Source organism: Kocuria turfanensis (assembly GCF_001580365.1).
Taxonomy (GTDB): domain Bacteria; phylum Actinomycetota; class Actinomycetes; order Actinomycetales; family Micrococcaceae; genus Kocuria; species Kocuria turfanensis.
In genome coordinates this window covers 1,842,989-1,865,849 of record NZ_CP014480.1, presented here as the reverse complement: position 1 = coordinate 1,865,849, position 22,861 = coordinate 1,842,989, and the positions used below count along the sequence as shown (strand labels likewise).

At 74.4% G+C, this 22,861-nt stretch carries 23 protein-coding genes and 1 riboswitch; of the genes, 9 read left to right on the top strand and 14 right to left on the bottom strand.

The window, feature by feature from the left end; translation table 11 throughout:
* Window positions 1–6: 6 nt before the first annotated feature.
* Both AYX06_RS08630 and AYX06_RS08625 read right to left on the bottom strand, forming a co-directional pair.
* Entirely contained in the window at window positions 7–1,323 is a 1,317-nt protein-coding gene (locus AYX06_RS08630) for an LLM class flavin-dependent oxidoreductase (RefSeq protein ID WP_062735426.1), read from the bottom strand.
* Between the two features lie 11 nt (window positions 1,324–1,334).
* Window positions 1,335–2,099 carry a 3-oxoacyl-ACP reductase gene (locus AYX06_RS08625; RefSeq protein ID WP_062735425.1) on the bottom strand — a complete coding sequence of 255 codons (765 nt, stop codon included), beginning with the start codon at window positions 2,097–2,099 and terminating at the stop codon, window positions 1,335–1,337.
* Window positions 2,100–2,145: 46 nt separating this feature from the next.
* A riboswitch (TPP riboswitch) is annotated at window positions 2,146–2,241 on the bottom strand.
* A gap of 606 nt (window positions 2,242–2,847) precedes the next feature.
* On the opposite strand from AYX06_RS08625, the gene AYX06_RS08620 reads away from it, so the two are divergent.
* The 3 genes from AYX06_RS08620 (at window position 2,848) to AYX06_RS19740 (ending at window position 4,481) form a co-directional block, all read left to right on the top strand.
* Window positions 2,848–3,225, top strand: coding sequence for a hypothetical protein (locus AYX06_RS08620; protein WP_147017357.1), 378 nt, complete (start codon window positions 2,848–2,850; stop codon window positions 3,223–3,225).
* A gap of 186 nt (window positions 3,226–3,411) precedes the next feature.
* A complete protein-coding gene (locus AYX06_RS08615; protein ID WP_186815602.1) occupies window positions 3,412–4,047 on the top strand; it encodes a M15 family metallopeptidase in 636 nt (211 codons plus the stop codon).
* 260 nt (window positions 4,048–4,307) lie between these two features.
* A complete protein-coding gene (locus AYX06_RS19740) occupies window positions 4,308–4,481 on the top strand; it encodes a hypothetical protein (RefSeq protein WP_157093457.1) in 174 nt (57 codons plus the stop codon).
* A gap of 299 nt (window positions 4,482–4,780) precedes the next feature.
* Here AYX06_RS19740 and AYX06_RS08610 read toward each other — a convergent pair whose 3' ends face one another.
* The 6 genes from AYX06_RS08610 to AYX06_RS08585 form a co-directional block, all read right to left on the bottom strand.
* Window positions 4,781–5,281, bottom strand: a complete 501-nt coding sequence (locus AYX06_RS08610; RefSeq protein WP_062735422.1) for a hypothetical protein — start codon at window positions 5,279–5,281, stop codon at window positions 4,781–4,783.
* Window positions 5,282–5,486: 205 nt separating this feature from the next.
* Entirely contained in the window at window positions 5,487–6,470 is a 984-nt protein-coding gene (locus AYX06_RS08605; protein WP_062735421.1) for a pirin family protein, read from the bottom strand.
* On the bottom strand, window positions 6,467–7,009 hold the full coding sequence (locus tag AYX06_RS08600; protein WP_084271523.1) for a carboxymuconolactone decarboxylase family protein: 543 nt from the start codon (window positions 7,007–7,009) through the stop codon (window positions 6,467–6,469). The genes AYX06_RS08605 and AYX06_RS08600 overlap by 4 nt, the downstream gene beginning before the upstream one ends.
* Window positions 7,010–7,254: 245 nt before the next feature.
* Window positions 7,255–8,397 carry an acetate/propionate family kinase gene (locus AYX06_RS08595; RefSeq protein WP_062735420.1) on the bottom strand — a complete coding sequence of 381 codons (1,143 nt, stop codon included), beginning with the start codon at window positions 8,395–8,397 and terminating at the stop codon, window positions 7,255–7,257.
* Between the two features lie 76 nt (window positions 8,398–8,473).
* Window positions 8,474–10,567: a phosphate acetyltransferase gene (gene pta / locus AYX06_RS08590; protein WP_062735419.1), complete on the bottom strand. Its 2,094-nt coding sequence runs from the start codon at window positions 10,565–10,567 to the stop codon at window positions 8,474–8,476.
* Window positions 10,568–10,679: 112 nt separating this feature from the next.
* Complete coding sequence (locus tag AYX06_RS08585) at window positions 10,680–10,937, bottom strand: metal-sensitive transcriptional regulator (RefSeq protein ID WP_047802863.1); 258 nt, start codon at window positions 10,935–10,937, stop codon at window positions 10,680–10,682.
* Between the two features lie 238 nt (window positions 10,938–11,175).
* Between AYX06_RS08585 and AYX06_RS08580 the strand changes: the two genes are divergently transcribed.
* The 4 genes from AYX06_RS08580 to AYX06_RS08565 all read left to right on the top strand — a co-directional run bounded on the left by AYX06_RS08580 (window position 11,176) and on the right by AYX06_RS08565 (window position 13,272).
* Entirely contained in the window at window positions 11,176–11,493 is a 318-nt protein-coding gene (locus tag AYX06_RS08580; RefSeq protein WP_047802862.1) for a thiamine-binding protein, read from the top strand.
* Window positions 11,494–11,516: 23 nt separating this feature from the next.
* The gene (locus tag AYX06_RS08575; RefSeq protein WP_062735418.1) at window positions 11,517–12,035 is read left to right on the top strand and encodes a GNAT family N-acetyltransferase; all 519 of its coding nucleotides are present in this window, start codon (window positions 11,517–11,519) and stop codon (window positions 12,033–12,035) included.
* Window positions 12,032–12,931 carry a spermidine synthase gene (locus tag AYX06_RS08570; protein WP_062735417.1) on the top strand — a complete coding sequence of 300 codons (900 nt, stop codon included), beginning with the start codon at window positions 12,032–12,034 and terminating at the stop codon, window positions 12,929–12,931. The genes AYX06_RS08575 and AYX06_RS08570 overlap by 4 nt, the downstream gene beginning before the upstream one ends.
* A gap of 125 nt (window positions 12,932–13,056) precedes the next feature.
* Window positions 13,057–13,272, top strand: a complete 216-nt coding sequence (locus AYX06_RS08565; RefSeq protein WP_062735416.1) for a helix-turn-helix transcriptional regulator — start codon at window positions 13,057–13,059, stop codon at window positions 13,270–13,272.
* A 22-nt stretch (window positions 13,273–13,294) separates the two neighbouring features.
* Here AYX06_RS08565 and AYX06_RS08560 read toward each other — a convergent pair whose 3' ends face one another.
* The 6 genes from AYX06_RS08560 to AYX06_RS08535 all read right to left on the bottom strand — a co-directional run bounded on the left by AYX06_RS08560 (window position 13,295) and on the right by AYX06_RS08535 (window position 20,782).
* A complete protein-coding gene (locus AYX06_RS08560) occupies window positions 13,295–13,621 on the bottom strand; it encodes a hypothetical protein (RefSeq protein ID WP_062735415.1) in 327 nt (108 codons plus the stop codon).
* 125 nt (window positions 13,622–13,746) lie between these two features.
* On the bottom strand, window positions 13,747–14,541 hold the full coding sequence (locus tag AYX06_RS08555; protein WP_084271521.1) for a GAF and ANTAR domain-containing protein: 795 nt from the start codon (window positions 14,539–14,541) through the stop codon (window positions 13,747–13,749).
* 213 nt (window positions 14,542–14,754) lie between these two features.
* Window positions 14,755–16,641: a pectinesterase family protein gene (locus AYX06_RS08550; protein ID WP_062735414.1), complete on the bottom strand. Its 1,887-nt coding sequence runs from the start codon at window positions 16,639–16,641 to the stop codon at window positions 14,755–14,757.
* The gene (locus AYX06_RS08545; RefSeq protein WP_232319428.1) at window positions 16,638–17,987 is read right to left on the bottom strand and encodes a pectate lyase family protein; all 1,350 of its coding nucleotides are present in this window, start codon (window positions 17,985–17,987) and stop codon (window positions 16,638–16,640) included. Before AYX06_RS08545 ends, AYX06_RS08550 begins: the two co-directional genes overlap by 4 nt.
* A gap of 342 nt (window positions 17,988–18,329) precedes the next feature.
* On the bottom strand, window positions 18,330–19,250 hold the full coding sequence (locus AYX06_RS08540; RefSeq protein WP_062735412.1) for an alpha/beta fold hydrolase: 921 nt from the start codon (window positions 19,248–19,250) through the stop codon (window positions 18,330–18,332).
* Entirely contained in the window at window positions 19,247–20,782 is a 1,536-nt protein-coding gene (locus AYX06_RS08535) for a flavin-containing monooxygenase (RefSeq protein ID WP_062735411.1), read from the bottom strand. The genes AYX06_RS08540 and AYX06_RS08535 overlap by 4 nt, the downstream gene beginning before the upstream one ends.
* Before the next feature lie 69 nt (window positions 20,783–20,851).
* Between AYX06_RS08535 and AYX06_RS08530 the strand changes: the two genes are divergently transcribed.
* Window positions 20,852–21,874, top strand: coding sequence for an AraC family transcriptional regulator (locus tag AYX06_RS08530; protein ID WP_062735410.1), 1,023 nt, complete (start codon window positions 20,852–20,854; stop codon window positions 21,872–21,874).
* Window positions 21,875–21,991: 117 nt separating this feature from the next.
* A complete protein-coding gene (locus AYX06_RS08525; protein ID WP_062735409.1) occupies window positions 21,992–22,855 on the top strand; it encodes an SDR family NAD(P)-dependent oxidoreductase in 864 nt (287 codons plus the stop codon).
* Window positions 22,856–22,861 lie beyond the last annotated feature (6 nt).

Sequence of the window (22,861 nt, the reverse complement as noted above, 5' to 3'; positions counted from 1 at the left end):
CAGGCCCTATGCCGGTGCTCCGCGGGCGGGGCGGGGGAGCCCCAGGTGCCCGCGGAGTGAATGGGCGGTGTAGTCGGTGCGGAAGAGGCCGCGGCGCTGCAGTTCCGGCACGACGTGGTCGACGAAGTCGTCGAGGGCGTCCGGCAGGGTCGGGGGCATGAGGTTGAACCCGTCGGCCGCTCCGGAGCGGAACCAGTGCTCGATCCGGTCCGCGATGCTCTCGGGGGTGCCGACCATGGTGCAGTGCCCGCCACCGGCGGCCAGGCGGCCCAGCAGCTGTCGGACGGTGGGCCGTTCCACGTCGATGATCCGCAGGATCGTGGCGTAGCGGCCCTGAGGGCCGCCGAACCGCTCGAGCGGAGGCAGCGGTGGGACCGGGGCGTCGAGTTCCCATCCGCTGCAGTCCTGCTGGATGAACGTGCTCAGCTGGGCCAGCGACTGGGCGGTGGGCAGCAGCGCGTCGACCGCGGCCCGCTGGGCCCGGGCCTCCTGCTCGGTGGAGCCGACGTAGGTCACGAGCCCGGGCATCACCGCCACCGCCTCCGGGTTCCGCCCGGCCGCGGTGATACGGGCCTTGACGTCGGCGTAGTAGTCGCGGCCGGCGGTCAGGTCGTAGGCCACCGCGTAGATCGCCTCCGCGTACCGGGCGGCCAGATCCCGTCCGGGGCCGGAGGCCCCGGCTTGGAAGAGCACGGGTCTGCCCTGCGGCGGGCGCGGCACGGTCAGTGGTCCGTCCACCTGGAAGTGCTCGCCGTGGTGGTGCACCGGACGGACCCGGGCGGGGTCGGCGTAGAGCCCTGCCCGGTCGACGAGTACGGCGTCGTCGGCCCAGGAGTCCCACAGCTGCTGGGTGACCTGCACGAATTCCTCGGCCCGGGCGTAGCGCTGCTGTCGGGCCGGCATGGCCTCCAGCCCGTGGTTGCGGGCCTCGGCGTCGAACATGGAGGTCACCACGTTCCACCCCGCCCGCCCGCCGCTGATGTGGTCGAGGGAGGCGAGCATCCGGGCGGCGTGGAACGGGGTGAAGAAGGTGGTCGAGATGGTGCAGACCAATCCGATCCGCTCCGTGGCCCGGGCCATGGCGGACAGGGCGGTCAGCGGCTCGAGGAACCACCGGGGCCCGGAGGCGACGTCGCCGGTGCTGTGGCCGTCGGCGAAGAACACGGCATCGAAGAAACCGCGCTCGGCCGTGCGGGCCAGCCGCTCCCAGTAGGAGATGTCCCCCAGCTGCTCGGCGGGGGAGTCGGGGCGCCGCCAGGCCGCGCTGTGGTGGCCGGCGCCGAGGAGGAAGGCGTTGAGGTGCAGCTGCCGGTGCGTGCTCATGAGTGCCCGATTCACCCCATGACCAGTCCGCCGTCGACCACCAGGTTCTGCCCGGTGACCGACCGCGCCCAGGGCGAGGCGAAGAACAGGACGGTGTCGGCGAACTCCTCCGGGGTGGTCACACGGCCCAGCGGGGTGGAGGAGGCGATGAGGTCGAAGACCTCCTCAGGGGTGGCCGCGCTGGCGTCGGTGGTGCGCAGCAGCCCGCCGGAGACCATGTTCACCGTGACGTTGTGTTGACCCAGGTCCTTGGCCAGGGTCCGGGTCAAGGAGAGCAGGGCCGCCTTGGCCGCGGTGTAGTCGTGATACGGGACGACGGGATTCTGGAACAGGTTGGTGCCGATGTTCACGATCCGCCCGAACCCCTGCTCCTGCATTCCCGGCAGGCACGCCTGCATCGTGTTCAGCGCCCCCCGGACGCTGCCGGAGAACTGGCTGGTGAACTCGTCCCAGCCGATCTCCGCCGCACCCGAGCGGGCGTCCCCGTTGAAGGAGAAGTCCGCCAGCGCGTTGTTCACCACAGTGGTGACCGGGGCGCCGAAGTGCTCCCGGGTGCGCTCGAGCATGGCCGACACCTGCCCGGGATCGGTGACGTCAGCAGGCAAGGCCACAGCCCGTTGCGGACCGAAGCGGCTCACGAGCTCTTGGGCGGCGGTGGAGCTGGATCGGTAGTTGATGACCACCCGCGCGCCCTCGGCGGCGAAGGCCTCCACGATGCGGCGGCCCAGGCCGCGGGCCCCGCCGGTCACGAGGACGATCTGCTCTGCGATCTGCATGAGGTTCCCTGAGGATCAGGGCGAAAAGATGCAGGCCCGGCAACGGCCCGGCCTGAGAGGACATCCCTTCGCCAGTACGAACTGGATCAGGTTCGACGGGTGTCATCTCAGCCGGATGGAACCGGCACCCCGTGTCACTGCTCCGACCGTACACGCTCTGCCGAGAACGAACAGCCCCCCATTCCCATCGGCACAGCGCAGTCGATCGCGGCAACGCCGATGACCTGCCTACCGGAGCAGTCCGAGGTCCCGCGAGGCGCTCCACGGTCCGGGAACGGTGGCCGCCACCGGAGACGACAGGGCGAAGTTCGCCTTCCGACCCCGTACGGCCCAGGCGCCCCGCCCGCAGCGGCGACATCGCCGAGCCGCAGTGGAGATCGGGCACACCCCTCCGCGGGACCACGCCGGAAATGGTTGCGGTCATGCACCTGGTGCTGGCGGGGTTTCGCACCGACCACCTGGTGGTTGCGGCTCAGCAGGGGCCATCAGGCGTCGACGACTCCCGGGTCACCACGACGGTGACCGGTAGTGGCTGGGCGGGGAGACGGTTTTTCGACCGGGCACGCGGCAGGACGCAAGGTGACCCACCGGAGGTGCCTTTACATCTGTTACGACTCCTCTCCATAGTGGGGGAGAACTCTTCTCGGGAACGGTCCACCGATCGTTTCCGGGGAGGCCTGGCTGGGGCAGCAGTCGGAGATTCATGCGGTGCTCCGATCCGCTTGACGCCGGGTGAAAGGGCTTGATCGTGCGCGAGGACCTCATCGCTGCCTGCCGGCACTGGGGCGTGATCCAGCGGGTCTCGATGCGTGAGCACCTGCGACGGGCCGAGGCGTTGCTGGATCCGGCCGAGACCGTGCACGTGGTGGCGCCGGGATGGTGGCGAGGCCAGCGGACCCTTGTCCTCGTCACGACCTCACGGCTGCTGTTGGTCCGTCGGGAGCTGAAGTGCTCCACACGCGATCACGGGACCTACCCGTTGCGCAGCATCGGGGCCCTGCGTGTCCATGCCTGTCCGCCGGAAGGCGTGCGGTTCCGGGTGGGTGCGGGCCTGGACCTGGAGGAGTTCTCCGTGACCCGGCACGGCGACCTGGTGGAACATGCACTCCGGAAGGCGCGGTCATGATCACCGCCACCCGCCCCTCGTGTGAGTGCTCCCGGGGCTCGTCACAGTGTCACACAGCACATATCACGGGGGTCGTGCAGTTACGCTGAGGCGGATCTTTCCTGGACACGTGGGGGCGTAGACATGATGAGGAACTTCGGTGGACTTCTCGGTGGGGCGGCAGCACTGAGCCTGGCGACGGGGCTGATGGCGCCATCGGCGGCGGTCGCGACAGGGACGACCTACGACATCGACTCGGCCTCCAGCCTGACGGTGGTGGTGAACAAGCACCGCCCGCTGGACCCGCAGACCTACGTACCGAAGCCGCTCAGTCGTATTCAGGCCGAACGGATGCGGTCCGATGCGGCGGAGGCGTACAAGAAGATGGTCCGCGCCGCCAAGGCCGACGGGGTGAACATCGTGGCCGTGAGCGGGTATCGCTCCTACGACACGCAGGCCAGTCTCTACGACAGCTACGTGCAGCAGTACGGCCAGGAAACCGCTGACACCATCGCGGCTCGCCCGGGGCACAGCGAGCACCAGACCGGGCTGGCCATGGACGTGGGCAACGCCTCCGGGGTGTGCGCGCTGCAGGACTGCTTCGAGGACACCCCGGTCGGGGCGTGGGTCGCCGAGCACGCCGGGGAGTACGGGTTCATCATCCGCTACCCGGACGGTGAGGACAATCAAGCCGTCACCGGCTACGCCTACGAGCCCTGGCACATTCGCTACGTCGGTCATGACCTGGTCCGGGACATGCAGGAAGCGGCTCTCGCGGACCCGGAGGTCGACACCATGGAGGAGTTCTTCGGCCTGGAGCCTGCCCCCGACTACCTGCCGTAAGCGGAGTCGACCCCGATTCCACCGCTGCGCGACCCAGGACCTCACAGGCGTCACGGGCCATCTGCTGCGGTGAGGTACTCGTGCACGCGTCAATAGTTGACCCGGCTGTGCAGCACCTGCACCACCTGTCGGTCGGGCTGGTGCGCTCCGTCAGGACGAGCTGATGACGGCCGCCGGCCGGGTGGGAGCGGCGCGGCCGCTGCAACGCCGACGGAACTCGGGACCGGGTCCGGGCCGCGCTGCTCACCGATGCGCCGAAGATGGAACTGATCGACGGGGCGGTGTCGGTGGACTCCACCGTCGACCGGGCCCGTCAGCACGCCGCGAACCTCACCGGCGACGCCCCGATGGTGCCCCATCTCCTGGCCGGCCTGCGGGTGGCCCGTCACGGGCCGGGCCGTCCCCGGACCCGGCCCGCAGCACCTGCGCGGTGACCAGGCCTGCTCCTTCCGCGCCGTCCGCCCTCACCTGCGGGCCGGGGGCGTCACCGCCGTGATTTCCGGGCCCGCCGGCCGGCAGGGCCACCGGAAGCGCCGTGATCCCAGGGCGGTCGGCCGCCCTCCTCCGACCCGGAGGACGACCAGGGCCGCAACGTCGTGGCACGATCCTGCACCGCCTTCAGGCCATGGCGCGGGCTCGCGACACGCTGCGACAGAGTCGCGCCGACCTACCGCGGCGGGGCCGTGCTGCGCACCATCGCTGTCCGGCTCACGGCACTACCGGGAGACATGCCCTAGCGCAGGGCGGCGCGCACCCCCGGGCGCACGGCCACGACGAGCCACGCCGCGTCCACCGCGAGCTTGAGCGCGGCGGGCAGCAGCTGCAGCGGGTGCGTCCCGGTCGGCACGACGGGCACGGCGAAGGACAGCACGAGACTGGCCACGGTGCTGAGCACGGCCATGGCCGCGAAGACGATGCCGAGGATCCAGGCCCACTGCCGCTGCTCGCGCAGCGGGAAGAAGACCAGGGCGTACAGGCCCGCGTTGACGGCGAGGCCCACCACGGCGCTCGCGAGCACGAAGCCCGTGCCCAGGAACATGCCTCCCGAGGCGGCGGCCACCTGCTCCGAGGACGTCAGGTAGCCGATGACGCTGCCCAGCACGCCGATCGCGAAGGACGCCACCGTGAGCTGCAGCAGCAACCGGAGATCCGGGGTCCTCGGCGGGACGGGGCCGGCCGCCCACGGGCCGCCGGGGCCGGGGGCGCTGTGCGGGCCGTACGGGTACTGGGTCATGGCGGTCGACTCCTCGCGGCGGGACGGGGCCCCGTCGGGGCTCAGCACCGAACCTAGCCGCTGATCCCGCCCGCCGGAGGGTTCGCGGGTGCAAAGACGTCGGCGAGTCGTCGTACGACGGCCCCCTCGTGGCCGGGGGTCTGGCGGTGCAGGACGACCGGCCCGGTGCCGGGCGACCCGGACGGTCCGGGGCGGTCTCGGGGGCTCAGCCGCGCGGGCGCAGCGGGACGGTGGGCAGGGCGGGGGCCGGCAGCGGAGCGGGCTGTCCCTCCGGATAGGGGCCGAAGCGCGGGTCGGCCTCCCCGTCCGGCGCCGGTTCGGCTCCGATCTCCGCCTGCCATGCCGCCCGGTAGGCGGCGACCTCCGCGTGGCTGCGGCCCACGAAGTTCCACCACATCACGATGCGCTCGCCCAGGGGCTCCCCGCCGATCAGCAGCGCCCGCACCGGGCGCGGCCCGGCCTGCAGGACCAGGCGCGCCCGGCCCGGGGGCAGATAGGCCAGGTGGCCCGCCGGCACCGGGTCCCCCTCGAGGACGAGGTCCCCGGCGTCGAGCAGCACCCCGTGCTCGAAGGCCGGGTCCACCGCCAGTTCCAGCCGGGCGCCGGCGTCCAGGGCGATCTCGGCGGCCAGCAGGGGCGGGGTGTGGGTCCGCACCGGGGAGACGGACCCGGCCAGGGCGCCCAGGTACACCCGCAGCAGGCTGCCCGGGCCGGGCACGGGCTCCGGTGCGTAGTGCTCGAAGGTCGGGGCCGTGTGCCGGGTCCGGTCCGGCAGGGCGTACCACAGCTGCACCCCGTGCAGGAGGCCGGTGTCCGGGGTCGAGAACTCCTGATGGGAGATCCCGCGTCCGGCGACCATGAGGTTGACCTCGCCGGGGCGCACGATCGCGCGGTACCCGGCGGAGTCCTGGTGGGCGATCGCCCCGGTGAAGAGCAGGCTCACCGTGGCCAGGCCGGTGTGCGGGTGCCGGGCCACCCGCATCCCCCCGGACGCGGAGACCGGGTCCGGGCCGTAGTGGTCCAGGAAGCACCAGGAGCCGATCAGGCTCCGCCGGCGCTGGGGCAGGGTCCGGCGCACGGTCATCGCCCGGGGCCCGCCCAGCGGCACGTCGCGCGGCGGGAGCAGCTGCGGGCCGCCGCCGCCCTCGGCGCAGACGACCTCCTCGGGGCGCGCATCCAGATTGGTCATGCCCCGCTCCCGGGCACGCGCGCCGGGGCAGGGGTGGCCGGGGCCGGGGCCGTCCCCGCGGCCGCCTTCGCGGCGCCCCTCGACCGGACGGGGTGGCGGGAGAGGATCGAGATCCGGTTGAACGCGTTCATCGTCACCGCCGCCCACTGCAGCGCCGAGAACTGCTCGTCGGTGAGCGCCTCCCGGGCCGCGGCGAGCTCCGCGGCGCGCGCCGACTCCTCGGGCAGGACGGTGGCCGCCTCCCCGACGGCCAGTGCCGCGCGCTCGAGTTCCGAGTACAGGGCCTCGGCCTCCCGCCAGGCGGTCAGCACGGCGAGCTGCTGGGAGCTCACCCCGGCCTTCACGGCGTAGCGGACGTGCAGGTCCAGGCAGTAGGCGCACCCGTTGAGCTGGGAGATCCGCACGTTGACGAGTTCGAGCACCGCCCGGGAGATCCCCGCCTCCTCGGCGGCGCCGGCGACCGTGCCGGCCAGCCCGTTGAGGGCGTGCCAGGAGTCGGGATCGGACTTGTCGAGGAAGAAGCGGTCACGGGCGGTCATGGATCCTCCTCGCCGTCGGTGCGGCCCGGCGCGTCGGTCAGCGGAGCCCTGTCCTCAGCAGACACCTCCGCCGCCGCCCCGTCAAGGGCGGGCGGCACCGTGCCGTCATCGGTGCGCGGAGCACCGTCGTGGCGCACGATGGGGCGCGGCGGTGCGGCGCGCCCTGGTGCGGCGGTCCGGTGTCTTGGCCCGGTGTCCCGGCCCGGTGCTCCGCTCCGGTGCTCCGCTCCGGTGCCCCGGTCCGCTCAGCCGGCGACCAGCGCCGCGGTGGCCGCGGCGATCGCCTGCTCCTCGTCGGTGGGCACCACCAGCACCTCGAGCGCCGAGCCGGGGGCCGAGATCCGCCGGGTCCCGCGCGCGCGGGCGGCGTTGGCGTCGTCGTCGAGCCGGACCCCCAGGGCGCCGAGCCGGTCGCACACCCGCTTCCGGAACGGTGCGGCGTTCTCCCCGATCCCGGCGGTGAAGACCAGCGCCTGCGCCCCCTCCACGGCCACGTGGTAGCCGCCCACGTACTTCGCCAGGCGGTAGGCCGCCATCTCCAGGGCCAGCTCGGCACGCTCGTCGCCGCGCTCGGCGGCCTCCTGGACCGCGCGCATGTCGTGGTCCCCGGCCACGGCCCGCAGCCCGGACTCCTTGTTGAGCACGGCGTCGAGCCGCTCGGGGGTCATCTCCGGGTCCCGGCGCAGCACGGCGGTGACCACGGACGGGTCCAGGTCCCCCGTGCGGGTGCCCATCACGAGTCCGGCCAGGGGCGTGTAGCCCATCGAGGTGTCGTAGGACCGGCCGTCCCGGATCGCCGTGACGGAGGCGCCGTTGCCCAGGTGGGCGACCACGGCGCGGAACCGCTCGCGCGGGATCCCCAGGAACTCGGCCGCCTGCCCGGTCACCCAGTCGTGGGAGGTGCCGTGGAAGCCGTAGCGGCGGATCCCCCAGTGCTCGTAGAACCGCTCCGGGACCGCGTAGCGCCACACGTGCTCGGGCATGGTGCGATGGAAGGCGGTGTCGAACACGCACACCTGCGGCAGGTGCGGCCAGGTCTTCTGGACGGCGCGCAGGCCCAGGACCGCGGCGGGGTTGTGCAGCGGCGCCAGCGGGACGAGCCGCTCGATGTCGCGGATGATCTCCGGGGTCGCCAGCACCGGTGCGGAGAACCGCTCGCCGCCGTGCACCACGCGGTGGCCGGCGGCGTCGACGGTCCGCCCGTCCAGCTCGGTCTCGAGGCGACCGGCGAGCAGCTCGAGAGCCTGTGTGTGGTCCTGGATCCGGGAGCTGCCGATGTTCTCGATCAGCCCGGACGTGAGCACGGTGCCGCCGTCGGCGCCCGGCTCCAGCTCCCGGACCTGGTACTTCAGCGAGGACGAGCCGCAGTTGACGACGAGCACGAGCATGGTGGGACCCCCTGGGGCGGTCGGGAACGGGACGGTCGGGAACGGGTGGACGCGGACCGGGCGGCGGGGCGCCGGCTCACATGTGCTGGGCCTGGATCGCGGTGATCGCCACCGTGTTGACGATGTCGTCCACGGTGCATCCCCGCGAGAGGTCGTTGACGGGCTTGCGCAGCCCCTGCAGCACCGGGCCCACGGCCACGGCGCCGGCGGACTGCTGGACGGCCTTGTAGGTGTTGTTGCCGGTGTTGAGGTCCGGGAAGACGAACACCGTCGCCCGTCCCGCCACGGTCGAGCCGGGCAGCTTGGAGGCCGCGATCGAGGCGTCCACGGCGGCGTCGTACTGGATGGGGCCCTCGACCTCCAGCTCGGGGTCCGCCGCGCGCACGATCTCGGTGGCCGCCCGGACCTTGTCCACGTCCTGACCGGAGCCGGAGCCGCCGGTGGAGTAGGAGAGCATCGCCACCCTGGGCTCCACGCCGAACTGGCGGGCGGTGCGGGCGGAGGCGAGCGCGATGTCCGCGAGCTGCTGGGCGTCCGGGTTCGGGTTGACCGCGCAGTCGCCGTAGACCAGCACGCGGTCCTCGAGGAGCATGAAGAACACGGAGGAGACGATCCGCACGCCCTCGGAGGTCTTCACGAACTCCAGGGCCGGGCGGATCGTGTTGGCCGTGGTGTGCGCGGCGCCGGAGACCATGCCGTCCACGTCCCCCATCTGCACCATCATGGTGCCGAAGTAGGAGCCGTCGAGCATCCGCTCCAGGGCCGCCTCCGGCTGCACGCCCTTGTGGGCGCGCAGCCGCACGTACTCGCCGGCGTACTTCTCGCGCAGCGCCTCGTCGTGCTCGAAGTCGATGAGCGTGAGCCCCTCGTCGTCGAAGTCGAGGTTGATGCCCTCCGTCTGGCACAGGCCCGCGATCTTCGCCGGGTCGCCGAGGATCGTGAGGTCGCAGAAGTTGCGGCGGTGGATCATCTCGGCCGCGCGCAGGATGCGGGGGTCCTCGCCCTCGGGCAGCACGATGTTCTTCCGCTGCGTGCGCGCCGCCTCGACGAGTTCGTGCAGGAAGCGCAGCGGCGTGCGCCGCAGCGGGCGCGGCAGGTCAAGGCGGCTGACCAGCTCCTCGTCGTCCACGCGCCGGGCCCACTCGCCCAGCGCGGCCGCGACCTTGCGCGGATGCGCCCCCGAGAGGGTGCCCCGGGAGCGGGAGACCGCGCGGGCGGCGCTGTAGGTGTCGAGCCCCGTGGTGAGCACGGGGAACGGCGCCGCGGCGGTGAGCTCCTGGATCCGCCCCTCGGTGCCGAAGCCGCCGGTCAGCAGCATCCCCGAGGGGACCGGCAGGGCCGGGGACAGGGCGGAGGCCAGGGACGCGACGACGATGTCGGAGCGGTCCCCCGGCGTGATGACGAAGTCGCCGTCGGCGAGCTGCTCGAGGTAGTGGGCCACCGTCATCGCGGCGATCTTCACGCCCTTGACGTCGCGGTCCAGGGAGACGGCGGAGGGCCCGTCCCCGAAGCCGTGCCGGTCCCGCAGCTCGGCCACGGTGGGCGCGGCCACCGCGGCGTTCTCGGCGATCACGTAGACGGGCAGCCCGCGCACGCCCCGGGAGGCGTTGGTGCTGAGCTGGTCGACCCACTCGGGCCGGGCCCGGTTGACGATGACGGCGAAGATGTCGCACCGGGCCTGGTGGAGCTCCGCGCGGGTGACCTCGATCGCGTTGAGGACGTCCTCGGGGGACTCGGACTCGTCCGCGCCGATCACGGCCAGCACCGAGGTGCCCAGGTTGTTGGCCATCCGGGCGTTCATGTCGAACTCGGCGGTGGCCGCGTTGTGCGCCAGCAGGTCCGTGCCGTCCACCACGATCACGTCGCAGTGCCGGGCCATCTCGCCGTAGACGCTCACGGCCATCGAGTCGAGCTCGTCGTGGTCCCCGGCCGCGAGCAGCTCCCGGGTGCGGGCCAGCGAGAGGCCGCCGCGGCACCGCTCGTCGGGGAGGTCGAAGTTGCGCTTCATGAGCTGGACCATGGGGTCCTCCGCCGGGCTGCTCCCGAGGTGGACGGGGCGGAAGTAGCCCAGGCGGTCGGTCCTGCGGAACAGCGAGTCGGCCAGCCCGAGGGTCACGAGCGACTTGCCCGACTGCGGCGTCATGGCACTGACGTAGATGCCTTGGGTCATGGTCTGGGCGTCCTCCGGTGGGCGGGCTCGGGGCTGACGTGCTCGCCCCAGTCTAGGGTCCGCCCCTTCCGGGGACCGGGCCGCGGCGCCCGACGCCCGGCCCCGCGGCCGCTCAGGCCAGGGAGAGGAACATCTTCTCCAGCTCGGCCTTGTCCAGGCTCGGGTCCTCCTGGCGCAGGCACTGCTCCAGGCCGGTCGCGATGATGCTGAAGCCGGCCTTGTCCAGGGCGCGGGAGACCGCGGAGAGCTGGGTCACCACGTCCTTGCAGTCGCGGCTCTCCTCGAGCATGCGGATGACGGCGGTGAGCTGGCCCTGCGCCCGCTTGAGGCGGTTGATGGTCGGGGTGAGGTCCTGGGGATCGAGTTGCACGGGGCGCTCCTGGGAGACGGGGGAGGGTCACGCCCAGTCTATACCCCCTGGGGGATCCCGTATACCCTTGGGGGTATCGTTCGGGCAGGGGGTCCGCTCCCGCCGCTCGACGACCTGCCGCACGACCTCGGCGGTCGCTCCGGCCGGGCTCGCGGGGCGGAGGACCGCGGGTCGGGCGGGACCGTCGTCGTCGTGGCGCGGGGTTCTCCCCGGGCGTCCCGGATGGGAGACTGGGGGCATGCTGGTTGCCTTCTCCGTCTCCCCGTCCGGTGGCTCCGACGCCACCGGCTCCGTGCACGACGCCGTCGCCGCCGCCGTCCGGGTGGTCCGCGACTCCGGACTGCCGCACGAGACCGACGCCATGTTCACCACGATCGAGGGCGAGTGGGACGAGGTCATGGACGTCGTCAAGCGCGCCACCGAGGCCGTCGGCGCCTACGGGCCCCGGGTGTCCCTCGTGCTCAAGGCCGACATCCGCCCCGGTCGCACCGGTGAGCTGACCGGCAAGGTGGAGCGGCTCGAGGCCGCGATCCGGCGGCAGGCGATCGAGTCCTGACCCGCGCCACCACGGCCGCGCGGGTGCGCCCCGCGGGCGTCGCCGACGCACCCGCGTGGTCCGCCCTGCACCTGCGCTGCCTCGACGAGACCTATCGCCCGATCTTCGGCGACGCCTTCGCCGACCGGCAGCAGGACGCGGCCGACCGCACGGCCGGCTACGACCGCGACCTCCTCGCCGACCCGCGCGTGCGCACCCTCTGGGCGCTCGACGACGACGGGACCGCCCTCGGGCTGGTCTCCGCCGGACCGGCCCCCGCCGCGTGGGAGTCCCGCGCCGGGGTGCCCGCCCCGGTGGTCCCCCGGCAGCTGTTCCAGCTCTACACCCTCGCCGCGACGCACGGCACCGGACTGGGCGCCGCGCTGCTGGAGGCCGCCATCGGCCCCGCGGACGCCTACCTGTGGATCATGGACGGCAACGACCGCGCCGAGCACTTCTACGCCAAGCACGGCTTCCGCGCCCTGGACGAGTCCTTCCCCGCCGGCGGGCCGTGGACCGGCCAGCGCATGCACCGGATGGTGCGGACGACGGGCCCGGTGTGAGCCGCGCGGCCCGCCGCGGGCGCCGGGCGCCGGAGCCCGCCGCCCCGGGCGGCCCCGCGGCCGGCAGCTACGAGATCTCCACCGGCACCGCCGAACTGGTGCCGGACGAGTACGCTCCCGGCTCCTGGGTGCTGCACGTCAACGGGGTGCCCTCCTCCCACGTGGACCCGCAGCACCCCGAACGCCTGGACTTCGAGTACATGCGCTGGATCGCCGCGCTGGTCCACGCCCACGTCGGCGCGCACCTGGACCCCTCCGCGCTGCGCGTCCTGCACCTGGGCGGGGGCGCCTGCTCGATGGCCCGGTACCTCGCCCACGCCTATCCGGCGGCGCGGCAGGTCGTCGTGGAGCTCGACGGCCGGCTCGCCGAGCTGGTCCGGCAGTGGTTCGACCTCCCGCGCGCCCCGCGGCTGCGGATCCGGGTGGGGGAGGCCCGCGCCGTCACGGAGTCGCTGACCCCGGCCACCCGGGACGTGGTGGTCCGGGACGTGTTCGCCGGGGCCACGACCCCGCGACCGCTGACCACGGTCGAGTTCGCCCGGCACGTGGCCCGCGTGCTGGCCCCGGGCGGGCTGTACGTGCTCAACTGCGGGGACACCCGGGACCTCGCCGGGGCGCGGGCCGAGCTGGCCGCGCTGTCCGAGGTCTTCGAGCACGTGGGCGCCGTGGCCGACCCGGCGATGCTCAAGGGCCGCCGCTACGGCAACATCGTGCTGGCCGCCTCCGCCGCGCCGCTGCCGGCGGCCGGCTCGCCGGAGGCGGCGGCGCTCGGCCGGGAGCTGCTCGGCGGGGCGGTGCCCGCCCAGTACAAGGACGGGGCCTGGGCCCGCTCGTTCGTCGCCGGGACGCCCCCGCGCCGCGACGCCGCCCCGCCCGGGGCGTTGCACGCTCCGTGACGCGCCCCGCGGCGGGCTTCCGGGGAACGTGCAGGCACCCGTGCCGCGCCGCGTCCAGCAGTGCGCCGCCGAAGCCGCTAAGGTTGCTTGGTAACCGACGAGGGTGTCCGAGGAGGTGGTGTCAGATGCGCAACGAGCTGAAGGCGCTGCGGGCCGCCCGGACCCTGTCGCAGGGGCAGCTGGCCATCGCCGTGGGGGTCTCCCGGCAGACGATCTACGCGGTGGAGAACGGGCGGTCCGAGCCGTCCCTGTCCGTGGCCCTCGCCCTGGCGCGGTTCTTCGGCCGGTCGGTCGAGGACGTCTTCCACGACGACGCCGGCCGCACCCCGCCCCGGAGCTGACGGGCCGCGGCCGGCGCGGGGCTCACCCGATGCGCAGGAGCCCCCGGGCCGCGAGCTCGGCCGCCACGTCGTAGTGCCGGTCCCGGGTGAGCGGGTGCGGTCCTTCGACGGACAGGTGCTCGCGCTCGACCTGGCGGGTGACACGGCTGTGGAGCACCTGCAGCTCGACCAGGGAGAGGTCCTCCAGGATCTCCGGGAACTCCTCGGCAGGAGCGAGAACGGTCGCGTCGGTGGGCGGGGCGTCCGCGGCGGGGAGCCCGGCCCGGCCGTGCCCCGGCGCGGGATCGGCGTCACCGCCCAGGACGGCCACGGTCGGGGAGGCGGCGGGGGAGTCGGGAAGAGAGTGCACGGGAGCTTCTTTCGCTGGCTACGACAAAGTCGCGGCCGACTACTCGACGCACTCCCCGATCGTAGCCGCGCCGCCCCCGGGGCGCCACCGCCGGCGCCGGCCGGGACCCGCCGCGCCGCCCGGGCTCAGGCCACGCTCCCGTCCGCCGGGGACGGCACGGGCCGGGGCCGCGACGCGGGCGGCTCGGAGGGGTTGAAGTGCGTGCTCGTCGGCCCGTCGTTGGCCGCCGCCACCAGCTGGGCCGCGACGTCGCGCAGCTTGACGTTGCGGTGGTTCGACGCCGCGGTCAGCAGGGCCACGGCGTCGTCCTGGGTGCAGCCCTGGCGGGCCATCACCAGCCCGATGGCCATGTCGATCGTGGTGCGCGAGGCCATCGCCGCGGCCAGGTCGGTCTGCGTCTCGCGGTGCCGGGCCAGGCGCAGGGCCAGGCGCAGGGCCCGGGAGGCCAGCTCGACCTCCCGCTCGATCGCGGCGGTGGTCCGGGCGTCGAACTGGCGCAGCGTCCCCGAGTAGACGTTCAGCGCGGCCCGGGCCCGGTCCTCCAGCTCGAAGGGCACGGCCAGGACGGAGCGGATCCCGTGCTCCGCGGCCGCCCGGCTGTAGGCCGGCCACTGCCGGTCGGTGCGGGTGTCGGCCAGCAGCACGACCCGGTGCCGGTCCGCCGCGCTCAGGCACGGACCGCCGTCGAAGGTGTACTGGACCTCGTCCAGGGCGGCGGCCCGCCGGTGGCTGGCGACCACCGTGGCCGCGGCGGCACCGCGCACCAGGGTGATCGAGCACCACAGGTCGTCGGCGTCCTCCGCGAGGTGCCGTGCCGTGCTGAGCACGAACTGCTGCAGGAAGTCCGTCAGGTCCTCGGAGGCCAGCAGCAGGTCCTCCAGCTGCACGGAGCGCGCGTCGGCCGTCGTCGAATCCACCATGGGTCAGGCCCACCCGTTCCGTCCTGTGTGCGGGCCCCCTCGCCGCAGTCGAGTCCGGCGCGTGCGCGTGCCGGCGGCAGAACTGTACCAGCAGCGCTGACGGGTGCCGCCGCCACGGGCGCCGGCACCCGGGCAGGTGGCGCCGGGAGGCCTGCCGGGCGGTGGTCCGCCGGGGGCGCGCGCCGCCCGGCGGGCCACCCGCCCGTGGCGGCGTCAGCCCGGCAGGTCCAGCAGGGCGGTGCAGTCGACCGCCGTGCCGGCCAGCTGCGGGGCCCAGCCGTCCTCGCCCGCGAGATAGTCGCGGACGGTGAAGCGCTCCGCCTCGCCGGCCGGCAGCTGGGGGCGGTCCGAGGTGAGCTGCGCGCCCGGGCCGCGGTTGGCGTGCTCGGCGAAGCGGGCCTCCCGCCACGAGAAGCCGCTCATGTCCGTCCACGGGCTCGCCGCGATGTGGGCGCCGAGCCAGGAGTCGCGCACGAGCACCTGCGCCACGGCCCGCGGGTCGCCGCTGGGGTGCCAGGGGCGGCCCAGGTGCACGGTGCCGGCGGCGGCCCCGGACGTGAAGCGGCAGCCGGTGAACAGGTACCCGCGCTCGATGCTCAGATCCTGGCTGCCGGCCGTGACGTACCCGTTGTTGCTGTCGGAGCCGCGGTCGAGGGACCGCAGCTCGCAGCCGTCGAACACCGCGGTGCCGCGTCCGAACACGAAGTCGACGTCGCCCTCGACGTAGCACCGGTCGAACCAGGACCGCGCGGCCACGCCGCTCGCCGGGGAGTTGACCAGCAGGGTGTCCTGGTTGCCGAGGAGGCGCACCCCGGAGAGGACCGCCCGGTCACCGGTCAGGTGCAGGGCCACCGCCTGGCGGTTCTTCATCTCCGGGTGCGCGGCCTCGTCGAAGTCGTTGCCGAACGTCAGGTTCCGCGCCACGAAGTCCGCGCCGTCCACCCGGGCGGAGGCGCTGCCGAACGTGCCGAACGGGCCGCTCCCGTCGGGCTTCAGGGTCCCGGAGGCGTTGTCGTGCACCAGCACCACGTCCTCGGGTCCCGCGCCCGTCCCGACCAGGGAGATCCGCGGTCTGCTCGACGGCACGTGCAGGACCTCCCGGTACTCCCCGGGCTGGATCCGGATCACCGTCCGGCGGGCGCCGCCCGGCTCCGCCGCGTCCACGGCGGACTGCACGGTGCGGAACCGTTCGCCGGGCCCGACGTCGAGCACCACGGGGGTGTCCACGGGCCGCTCGCCGGGCCAGTACATCCGGCCCAGCGGGTCGGCCGCCGCGGCGGTGTCCGCGAACCAGCCCGGCGGCACGATCCGCCGGGACCGCAGCTCGCCGGCGACCAGCCGGGCCACCGCCAGGGCGCCGAGGGCCTGGAAGTGGGTGTTGTCCGCCGAGCCCTGCGGGTACTGCGGATGCTCGCCCGGCGCCAGGTGCAGGAAGTGGGACGTCGTCCCCTCGGGGCCGAGGCGCTGCCACAGGTCCTTGGAGGAGGCGGTCAGGTCCACCAGGGGCGTGCCGGTGGCCGCCGCGAGGTCGCGCACGGCCTGCGGATAGGCGCCGTGGGTGTCCCGGGCCGCCCCGAAGGCGTCGAAGCGCCGCCGCTCCACCGGGGTGACCAGTACCGGCTGCGCGCCGTGCGCGAGGGCGCCGTCGACGTAGCGGCGCAGGTACGCCTCGAAGGTGGAGCCCGGCAGCGTGCCGCGGGCCGGGTCCTGGACCTTCTCGTCGTTGTGGCCGAACGCGATGAGCAGGTGGTCCCCGGGCTGGAGCATGCCCAGCACCCGGTCGAGCAGCCCGGCGTCCGCGTAGCTCTTGGACGAGGCCCCGGACCAGGCGTAGTCCAGCACGCCGGCCCGGGGGCCCAGCAGCAGGGGCATCGCCTGGCCCCAGCCCGCGCGGGGGCGCTCGGAGTGCTGGTAGGCGGACGACGTCGAGTCGCCGACGACGAACAGCGCCGGGCGGGTGCGCCGGATCCCGCCGGTGTTGCCGGCGGCTCCCGGCGCGGCCAGGGCCGGGGTGCCCGCCGCGCCGGTCAGGGCGGTGGCGCCGGCCGCCAGCGCGAACGCGGTCAGGAGGGTGCGCCGGGTGGGCGCGGCGGGGCTCACCGGTTCCCGCCGGTGCTGAGCACGGGGCCGGCGGTGCGGGCCAGCAGCGCCGGCACCGCCTGTGCGGAGTGCACCTGGGGGCGCAGCGTGGGCGTCCAGGAGGTGTCGTGGGCCAGCTGCGCGGTCGCGGGGGCGGCGGCGTTGTAGGCGGCCCGGAGGTCGACCTTCCTGCCGTTCACGGTGTTGTCCACGGTGGCGATGACCGAGCCCTTGTAGCGGCCGATGATCCGCGCGGGGTCCGTGCCGGCGGGCAGGGTGAAGGCGTTGGCCTCCGCGTACAGGTGCGACTCGATCCCCGCGCCCAGGGAGTACACGTAGGGCACGGACCCGTCCTCGGGCACCACGTAGTGGTTGTTGTAGACGTCCACCTGGCCGTAGCGGACCCGGGGGGCCCGCTGGCCGACGTCCTCGAACACGTTGTGGTGGACGGTCACCCGCAGCCGGCCGGGGTCCCCCCGGGTGGGGGAGTCGGTGGAGCCGATGAGCATCAGCTTGTCGTGGTCGGTGAACCGGTTGTAGGAGATCGTGACCAGGTCCGAGCCGTTGGTCACGTCGAGGGCGCCGTCGTGCACCTGGTAGGGGGAGCCGAAGTAGCTGGGCTGCCCGCTGTCGGGGTTCGGGGCGTCGGTGAACTCCGAGTGGTCGACCCACACGTGGCTGGCGCCGTTGATGACCTGCAGCAGGTCGTACTCGCTGTTCCAGGCCCCGGTGCTGCCGTCGCCCGGGTCCCAGGCCGGGAAGCAGTCGGCGGCGTCGGAGAACGTCAGGTTGCGCAGGATGACGTTGTCGGCCCCGTTGACCCGCAGCGCGGCGCCGCGGATCTCGCTGTCCGGGCCCGCACCGACGATCGTGGTGTTGCTGGGGACGTCCCAGCGGATCGTGCGCGCCTGGTTCGCGGCCGCGGCGCGGCGGGCGTCCTCCTGCGCCCCGGCGGGGTCGCGGTCCCGGCCCCAGGTGGCGGGGTCGTAGTCCTGCAGGTACTGCTCCAGGTCGTAGCCGGTGCCGGCCGCGTAGTCCGCGCAGTCCAGCGCGGAGCCGTCGGGGGCCGTGTTGGCGTCGATCCGCCCGTGCACGCGGATGATCTTCGGCCGCTCGCCCGAGGCGGCGAGCGCCTTGAGGAGCCCGGCCCGGTCGTCGACGTCGTGGACGTCGGCGGGGGCGGCCGCCGCCCCGCCGGTGGTCCCGCCGTCGGCGGAGGCCCAGCCGTCACCGGCGGGCAGCACCTGCCGCTCGACCGGGGTGCGGGCCGACTGCGCCGTCGGGTCGGCGAGCGGACCGGGGGCGGCGGCCGCGGGGGCCGCCGTGAGCAGCGCCAGTGCGGCGGCGGTGGAGATGGACAAGGACATGGACAAGTACGAGGCGCGTGGGCGCATGATCCCTCTTCCGTCGTTGCGGTGGGCACGCCCCGGTGAGGGGGAGAACTGTGATGGGGGTCACTGGGGGTGCTGGGCAGGACGGTAGCCGAAAGCGCTTTCCCACCGGAAGGGGTCGGGGTGTGGATGCCGGAAAGGACCTGTTCGGGCGGCAGTCATGCCCGGCGGCGCCGCTCGCGGTGCGCCGCTCGGCACCGGGTCGACCGGGGCGGGATGCCGCGGGCGGGGTCACCGGGGAGGAGGGCAGGGGCAGGCGCCCCGGGGCGGAGCGGCTCCGGGATCCACGCCGCGGGCGGCCGGGGCCGCGGTGGGGGCTCAGGAGGCCGCGCGGCGCTCCTCGGCGGAGGCCACGAACTCCCGGGCCAGCTCCACCAGCTCCGCGGTCCGCTCGATCTGCGGCATGTGCCCGGTGTCCGGGAACACGTGCAGCCGGGCCTCGGGCAGGGCGGCGGCCGCGGCCTCGGCGTGGTGGGCGGGCAGCACGGCGTCGGCGTCGCCCCACAGCACGAGCACGGGCAGCCCGGAGTCGCGGATCCTCTCCAGCAGGGCCCGGCGCCAGCCGGGCAGCACACCCACCACCGGCAGCCCGATGCTGCGGTAGGTGCCCACGAAGGTGGCCCGGAAGTCCGGCTGGGAGCCCACCTGCGCCGCGTGCCGGAGGAGCTCGGGCGTGGCCAGCGCCGGGTCGAAGAAGCAGTTCTGGTTCGAGCGCACCGCGGCGGCCCTGGCCAGCGGGCGGAACCGGTGGCCCACCACGGGCAGGCGGGACAGCGCGGCCCACACCATCGGCAGCGGGGAGACGTTGGCCTCCCGGCCGAACCCGGCGCTGTTGGCCAGCAGCAGGCTCGCCACCCGCTCCGGGTGCTCCGCGGCCACGGTCATCGCCACGGCTCCGCCCAGGGAGTTGCCCATCAGGTGCACCGGGCGGTCCTCGCCCACCGCGTCGAGCACCCCGACCACGGAACGGGCGAACGCCGCGAGCCCCGGCTTCTCCGGGCCCGCGGGGCTCAGCCCGAAGCCGGGCAGATCGGTGCTCAGCACCCGGTGGTCCTGGGCGAGCAGCTCGTGGGCGGCCGACCAGTCCTCGAGGCTGCGCCCGATCCCGTGCAGCAGCACCACGGGCGGAGCCTGCTCCGGCCCGGAGAGGCGGATGCGCACGGGCCGGCCGGCGACCTGCACCGTCGTCGTGGCCCCCGGTGCGCCGGCGGCGGGCTGCGAGGTGTGCTGCTCGGTCATGCGTGGGTCTCCTGGGGTGCGGCCGCGGGGCGGGCGGCGGGGCGGGGGATCAGGTCGAGGGTCCGGGACAGCGGCGTGCGCAGGGTGGTCGCCGAGTCCAGCAGGTAGTTCTGCCGCACCCGCCACGGGTGGCGGTCGCCCTGGCGGGGGAACGCGTCGATCGAGCGCCGGACGTAGCCGGAGCTGAGGTCCAGCAGCGGGTGCTCGGTCATGCCCGGGGCGGCCTTGGGCACCGCGGCGGCGGCGTCGTGGCGCTCCAGGTGCTGGAGCACCTTGCAGACCAGACGGTGCGTCAGGTCGGCCCGCAGCGTCCATGAGGCGTTGGTGTAGCCGATGCACAGGGCGAAGTTGGGCACGCCCGTGAGCATGGCGCCGTTCCAGACGAACTGCTCCGACAGCTCCACCGGGGCGCCGTCCACGGTCGGGGCGATCCCGCCGAAGGGCAGCAGCCTCAGCCCCGTGGCGGTGACCACCACGTCGGCCTCCAGGACCCGGCCGCTGCTCAACCGGATCCCCTCGGGCACGAACGTGTCGATCGTGTCGGTGACCACGTCCGCCCGGCCCCGCCGCAGGGCCTTGAACAGGTCCGCGTTCGGCACGGCGCACAGCCGCTGGTCCCAGGGGTCGTAGGACGGGGTGAAGTGCTCGGCCACGAGCTCCTCCGAGCCGAGGATGCGCGCGGCCCGGGACGTGAAGTACTCCCGCGCCGCGGCCGGGCGGCGCCGGCAGAACTGGTAGACGGCCGTGCTGAACAGGATGTTCTTCGTCCGGATCAGCCGGTGGGCCGGTCCCGGGGGCAGGGCCCGGCGCAGGGCGTCGGCGCGCCGGTCCCGGCCGGGCACGGCGCTGATCCAGGTGGGGGAGCGCTGCAGCATCGTCACGCTCGCCGCGTCCGCGGCCATGGCCGGCACGAGGGTCACCGCCGTGGCACCGCTGCCGATCACCACCACCCGCTGCCCGCTCCAGTCCAGCTCCTCGGGCCAGAACTGCGGGTGCACCACCCGGCCCCCGAACTCCTCGATCCCGGGCAGGACGGGGTCGTGCCCCCGCTCGTAGTCGTAGTACCCGGCGCAGGAGTACAGGAAGGAGCACGTCATCGTGCGCCGCCGGAGCCCACCCTCGTCGTCGCGCTCCTCGAGGCCCAGCGTCCACCGGGCGTCCGCGGAGGACCAGTCGGCCGAGACCACCTTGGTGCGGTAGCGGATGTGCCGGTCGATGCCGAACTCCTCGGCCGTCTCGCGGATGTAGGCGAGGATCGACGGGCCGTCGGCGATGGACTGCGGGTCCCGCCAGGGCTTGAAGGAGTAGCCCAGGGTGAACATGTCGGAATCGGAGCGGACGCCGGGATAGCGGAACAGGTCCCAGGTCCCGCCCATCCCGTCGCGCGCCTCCAGGACGGCGTAGGACAGGCCGGGGCACTCGGTCTGCAGGCGGTAGGCCGCGCCGATGCCGGACAGGCCCGCGCCGACGACCACGACGTCGCGGTGCTCCGCCCCGGCGGGGTTCTCGGGGGTGGGGAAAGAGGCTGACATGGGTACAGGATCCCCCGCCGCGCCCGGCAGCACTTGACGCTGCACGACGATTGCTTGACTCTGGGCGACATGTCCGTCATCCGTTCCGCGGGACTGCGCGGCTTCCGCGCCGCCGTGGCCGAGCTCGGGGGCGACGCCGAGGCGCTCGCCGACGCCGCCGGCCTGCCCCGGGCCGCCCTGGACACCGACGACCTCCTGGTCCCGGAGCGGGCCGTCGGGCGGGTGCTGGAGACCGCCGCCCTGGAGCTTGCCTGCCCCGACCTGGGGCTGCGGGTCGCCGCCCGGCAGGACCCGGGCGTGCTCGGGCCGCTGGCGCTGGCCGCCCGCCACTCCGAGACGGTGCGCGACGCCCTGGAGTGCGTGTCCCGCTACCTCTTCGTGCACGCCCCCTCGCTCGAGCTCGCGCTGGTCGAGGACCCCTACGGCGCCCGCGGGGTGACGGCCGTGCGCTACGGCGGGCACGTCCCGGCGGCCCGGGGCGGGCGCGGCAGCCCGCAGGGCACCGACCTCGGGCTGGGACTGCTGCACCGGGCCCTCACCTCGCTGGTCGGCGGCCGCTACGGGCTGCGCACGGTCGACCTGGACCACCGCCCCGCCGCGCCGCTGCGGGTCTACGAGGAGTTCTTCGGCGTGCCGGTGCGCCCGGGCCGGCCCGAGGTCCTGCTGCGGATCCCCACGAGCACGCTCGCCCGGCCGCTGCACGGGGACGCCGGCGTGCGGCAGGTGGCGCTGGCCTTCCTCGACGCCCAGATCCCGGGGGCGGGCTCGGCGTGGGCGCCGCGGGTCCGCGGGGTGCTGGTGCAGCTGCTGGGCACCGCGGCCCCGGAGCTGGAGGCGGTGGCCCGCGTCCTGGACCTGCACCCCCGCACCCTCCAGCGCCGGCTGGCCGAGGAGGGCACCACCTTCGGCGCGGTCCTGGACGAGGCCCGGCGCAGCGCGGCCCTGCGCTGGCTCACCACCACCGAGGTCCCGCTGAGCCAGATCGCCGGGCTCGTGGGGCTGTCCGAGTCCTCGGCGCTGACCCGGTGCGCCCGCCGCTGGTGGGGCGCCCCGCCGCGGGAGGTGCGCCGCGGGACGGCCCGCGCCGGCTGAGCGTGTCGCACCGGGTCAACTTCCTGTCGTGAGCGGTCAAGCCCGGCTCGGCGACAGCGGCCCACACTGGAGCCTGAGCCCGTCCCCCGGTCCCGTCCCTCGTCCCAGGAGCAGTCCGTGTCCCCCTCCGCCCCCTTCCGCTTTCCCGGCGCCACCGCGGTGCTCACCGGCGCCGCCGGCGGCATCGGCGAGCAGCTGGCCCACGGCCTCGCCGCCCGCGGCGCCCACCTGGTGCTCCTCGACCGGGACGAGCCCGGGCTCGAGGGCGTCGCCGGCACGATCCGCCGGCGGCACCCGGAGGTGCGGGTGCGCACCGTCGTGGCGGACCTGGCCGAGCTCTCCGCGCTGCCCGCCGTCGCCGACCGGATCCTCGCCGAGCACCCGCGCATCGACCTGCTGGTGAACAACGCCGGCGTGGCCCTCGGCGGCACCTTCGAGCAGGTCTCCGCCGAGGAGTTCGACTGGCTCATGGACATCAACTTCCGGGCCCCGGTGATCCTCACCCGCCGGCTGCTGCCCGCCCTGCTCGCCACCCCCGGCAGCCACCTGGTCAACCTCTCGAGCCTGTTCGGGCTCATCGCCCCGCCCGGGCAGGTGGCCTACTCCGCCAGCAAGTACGCCGTGCGCGGGTTCACGGAGGGCCTGCGCCACGAGCTGGCCGGCCGGGTGGGCGTCACCGTGGTCCACCCCGGCGGGGTCCGGACCCGGATCGCCGAGTCGGCCCGCACCCCGGCCGGCGTGCCGGCCGAGCAGGCCGCGGCCGGCCGCGAGAGCTTCGCCGCGCTGCTGAGCTACCCGGCCGAGCGGGCGGCCGCGGACATCCTGGAGGCGGTGGAGCGGCGCCGGGGCCGGCTGCTGGTGGCCCCCAGTGCGGTGCTGCCGGACCTGGCGGCGCGGCTGTTCCCGGGCACGTACTGGCCCGTCCTCCAGCGCGCCCGCCCGCTCCTGCAGCGCCTTTCCCGGCGGCGGCGCCGGGCCTAGGCTGGC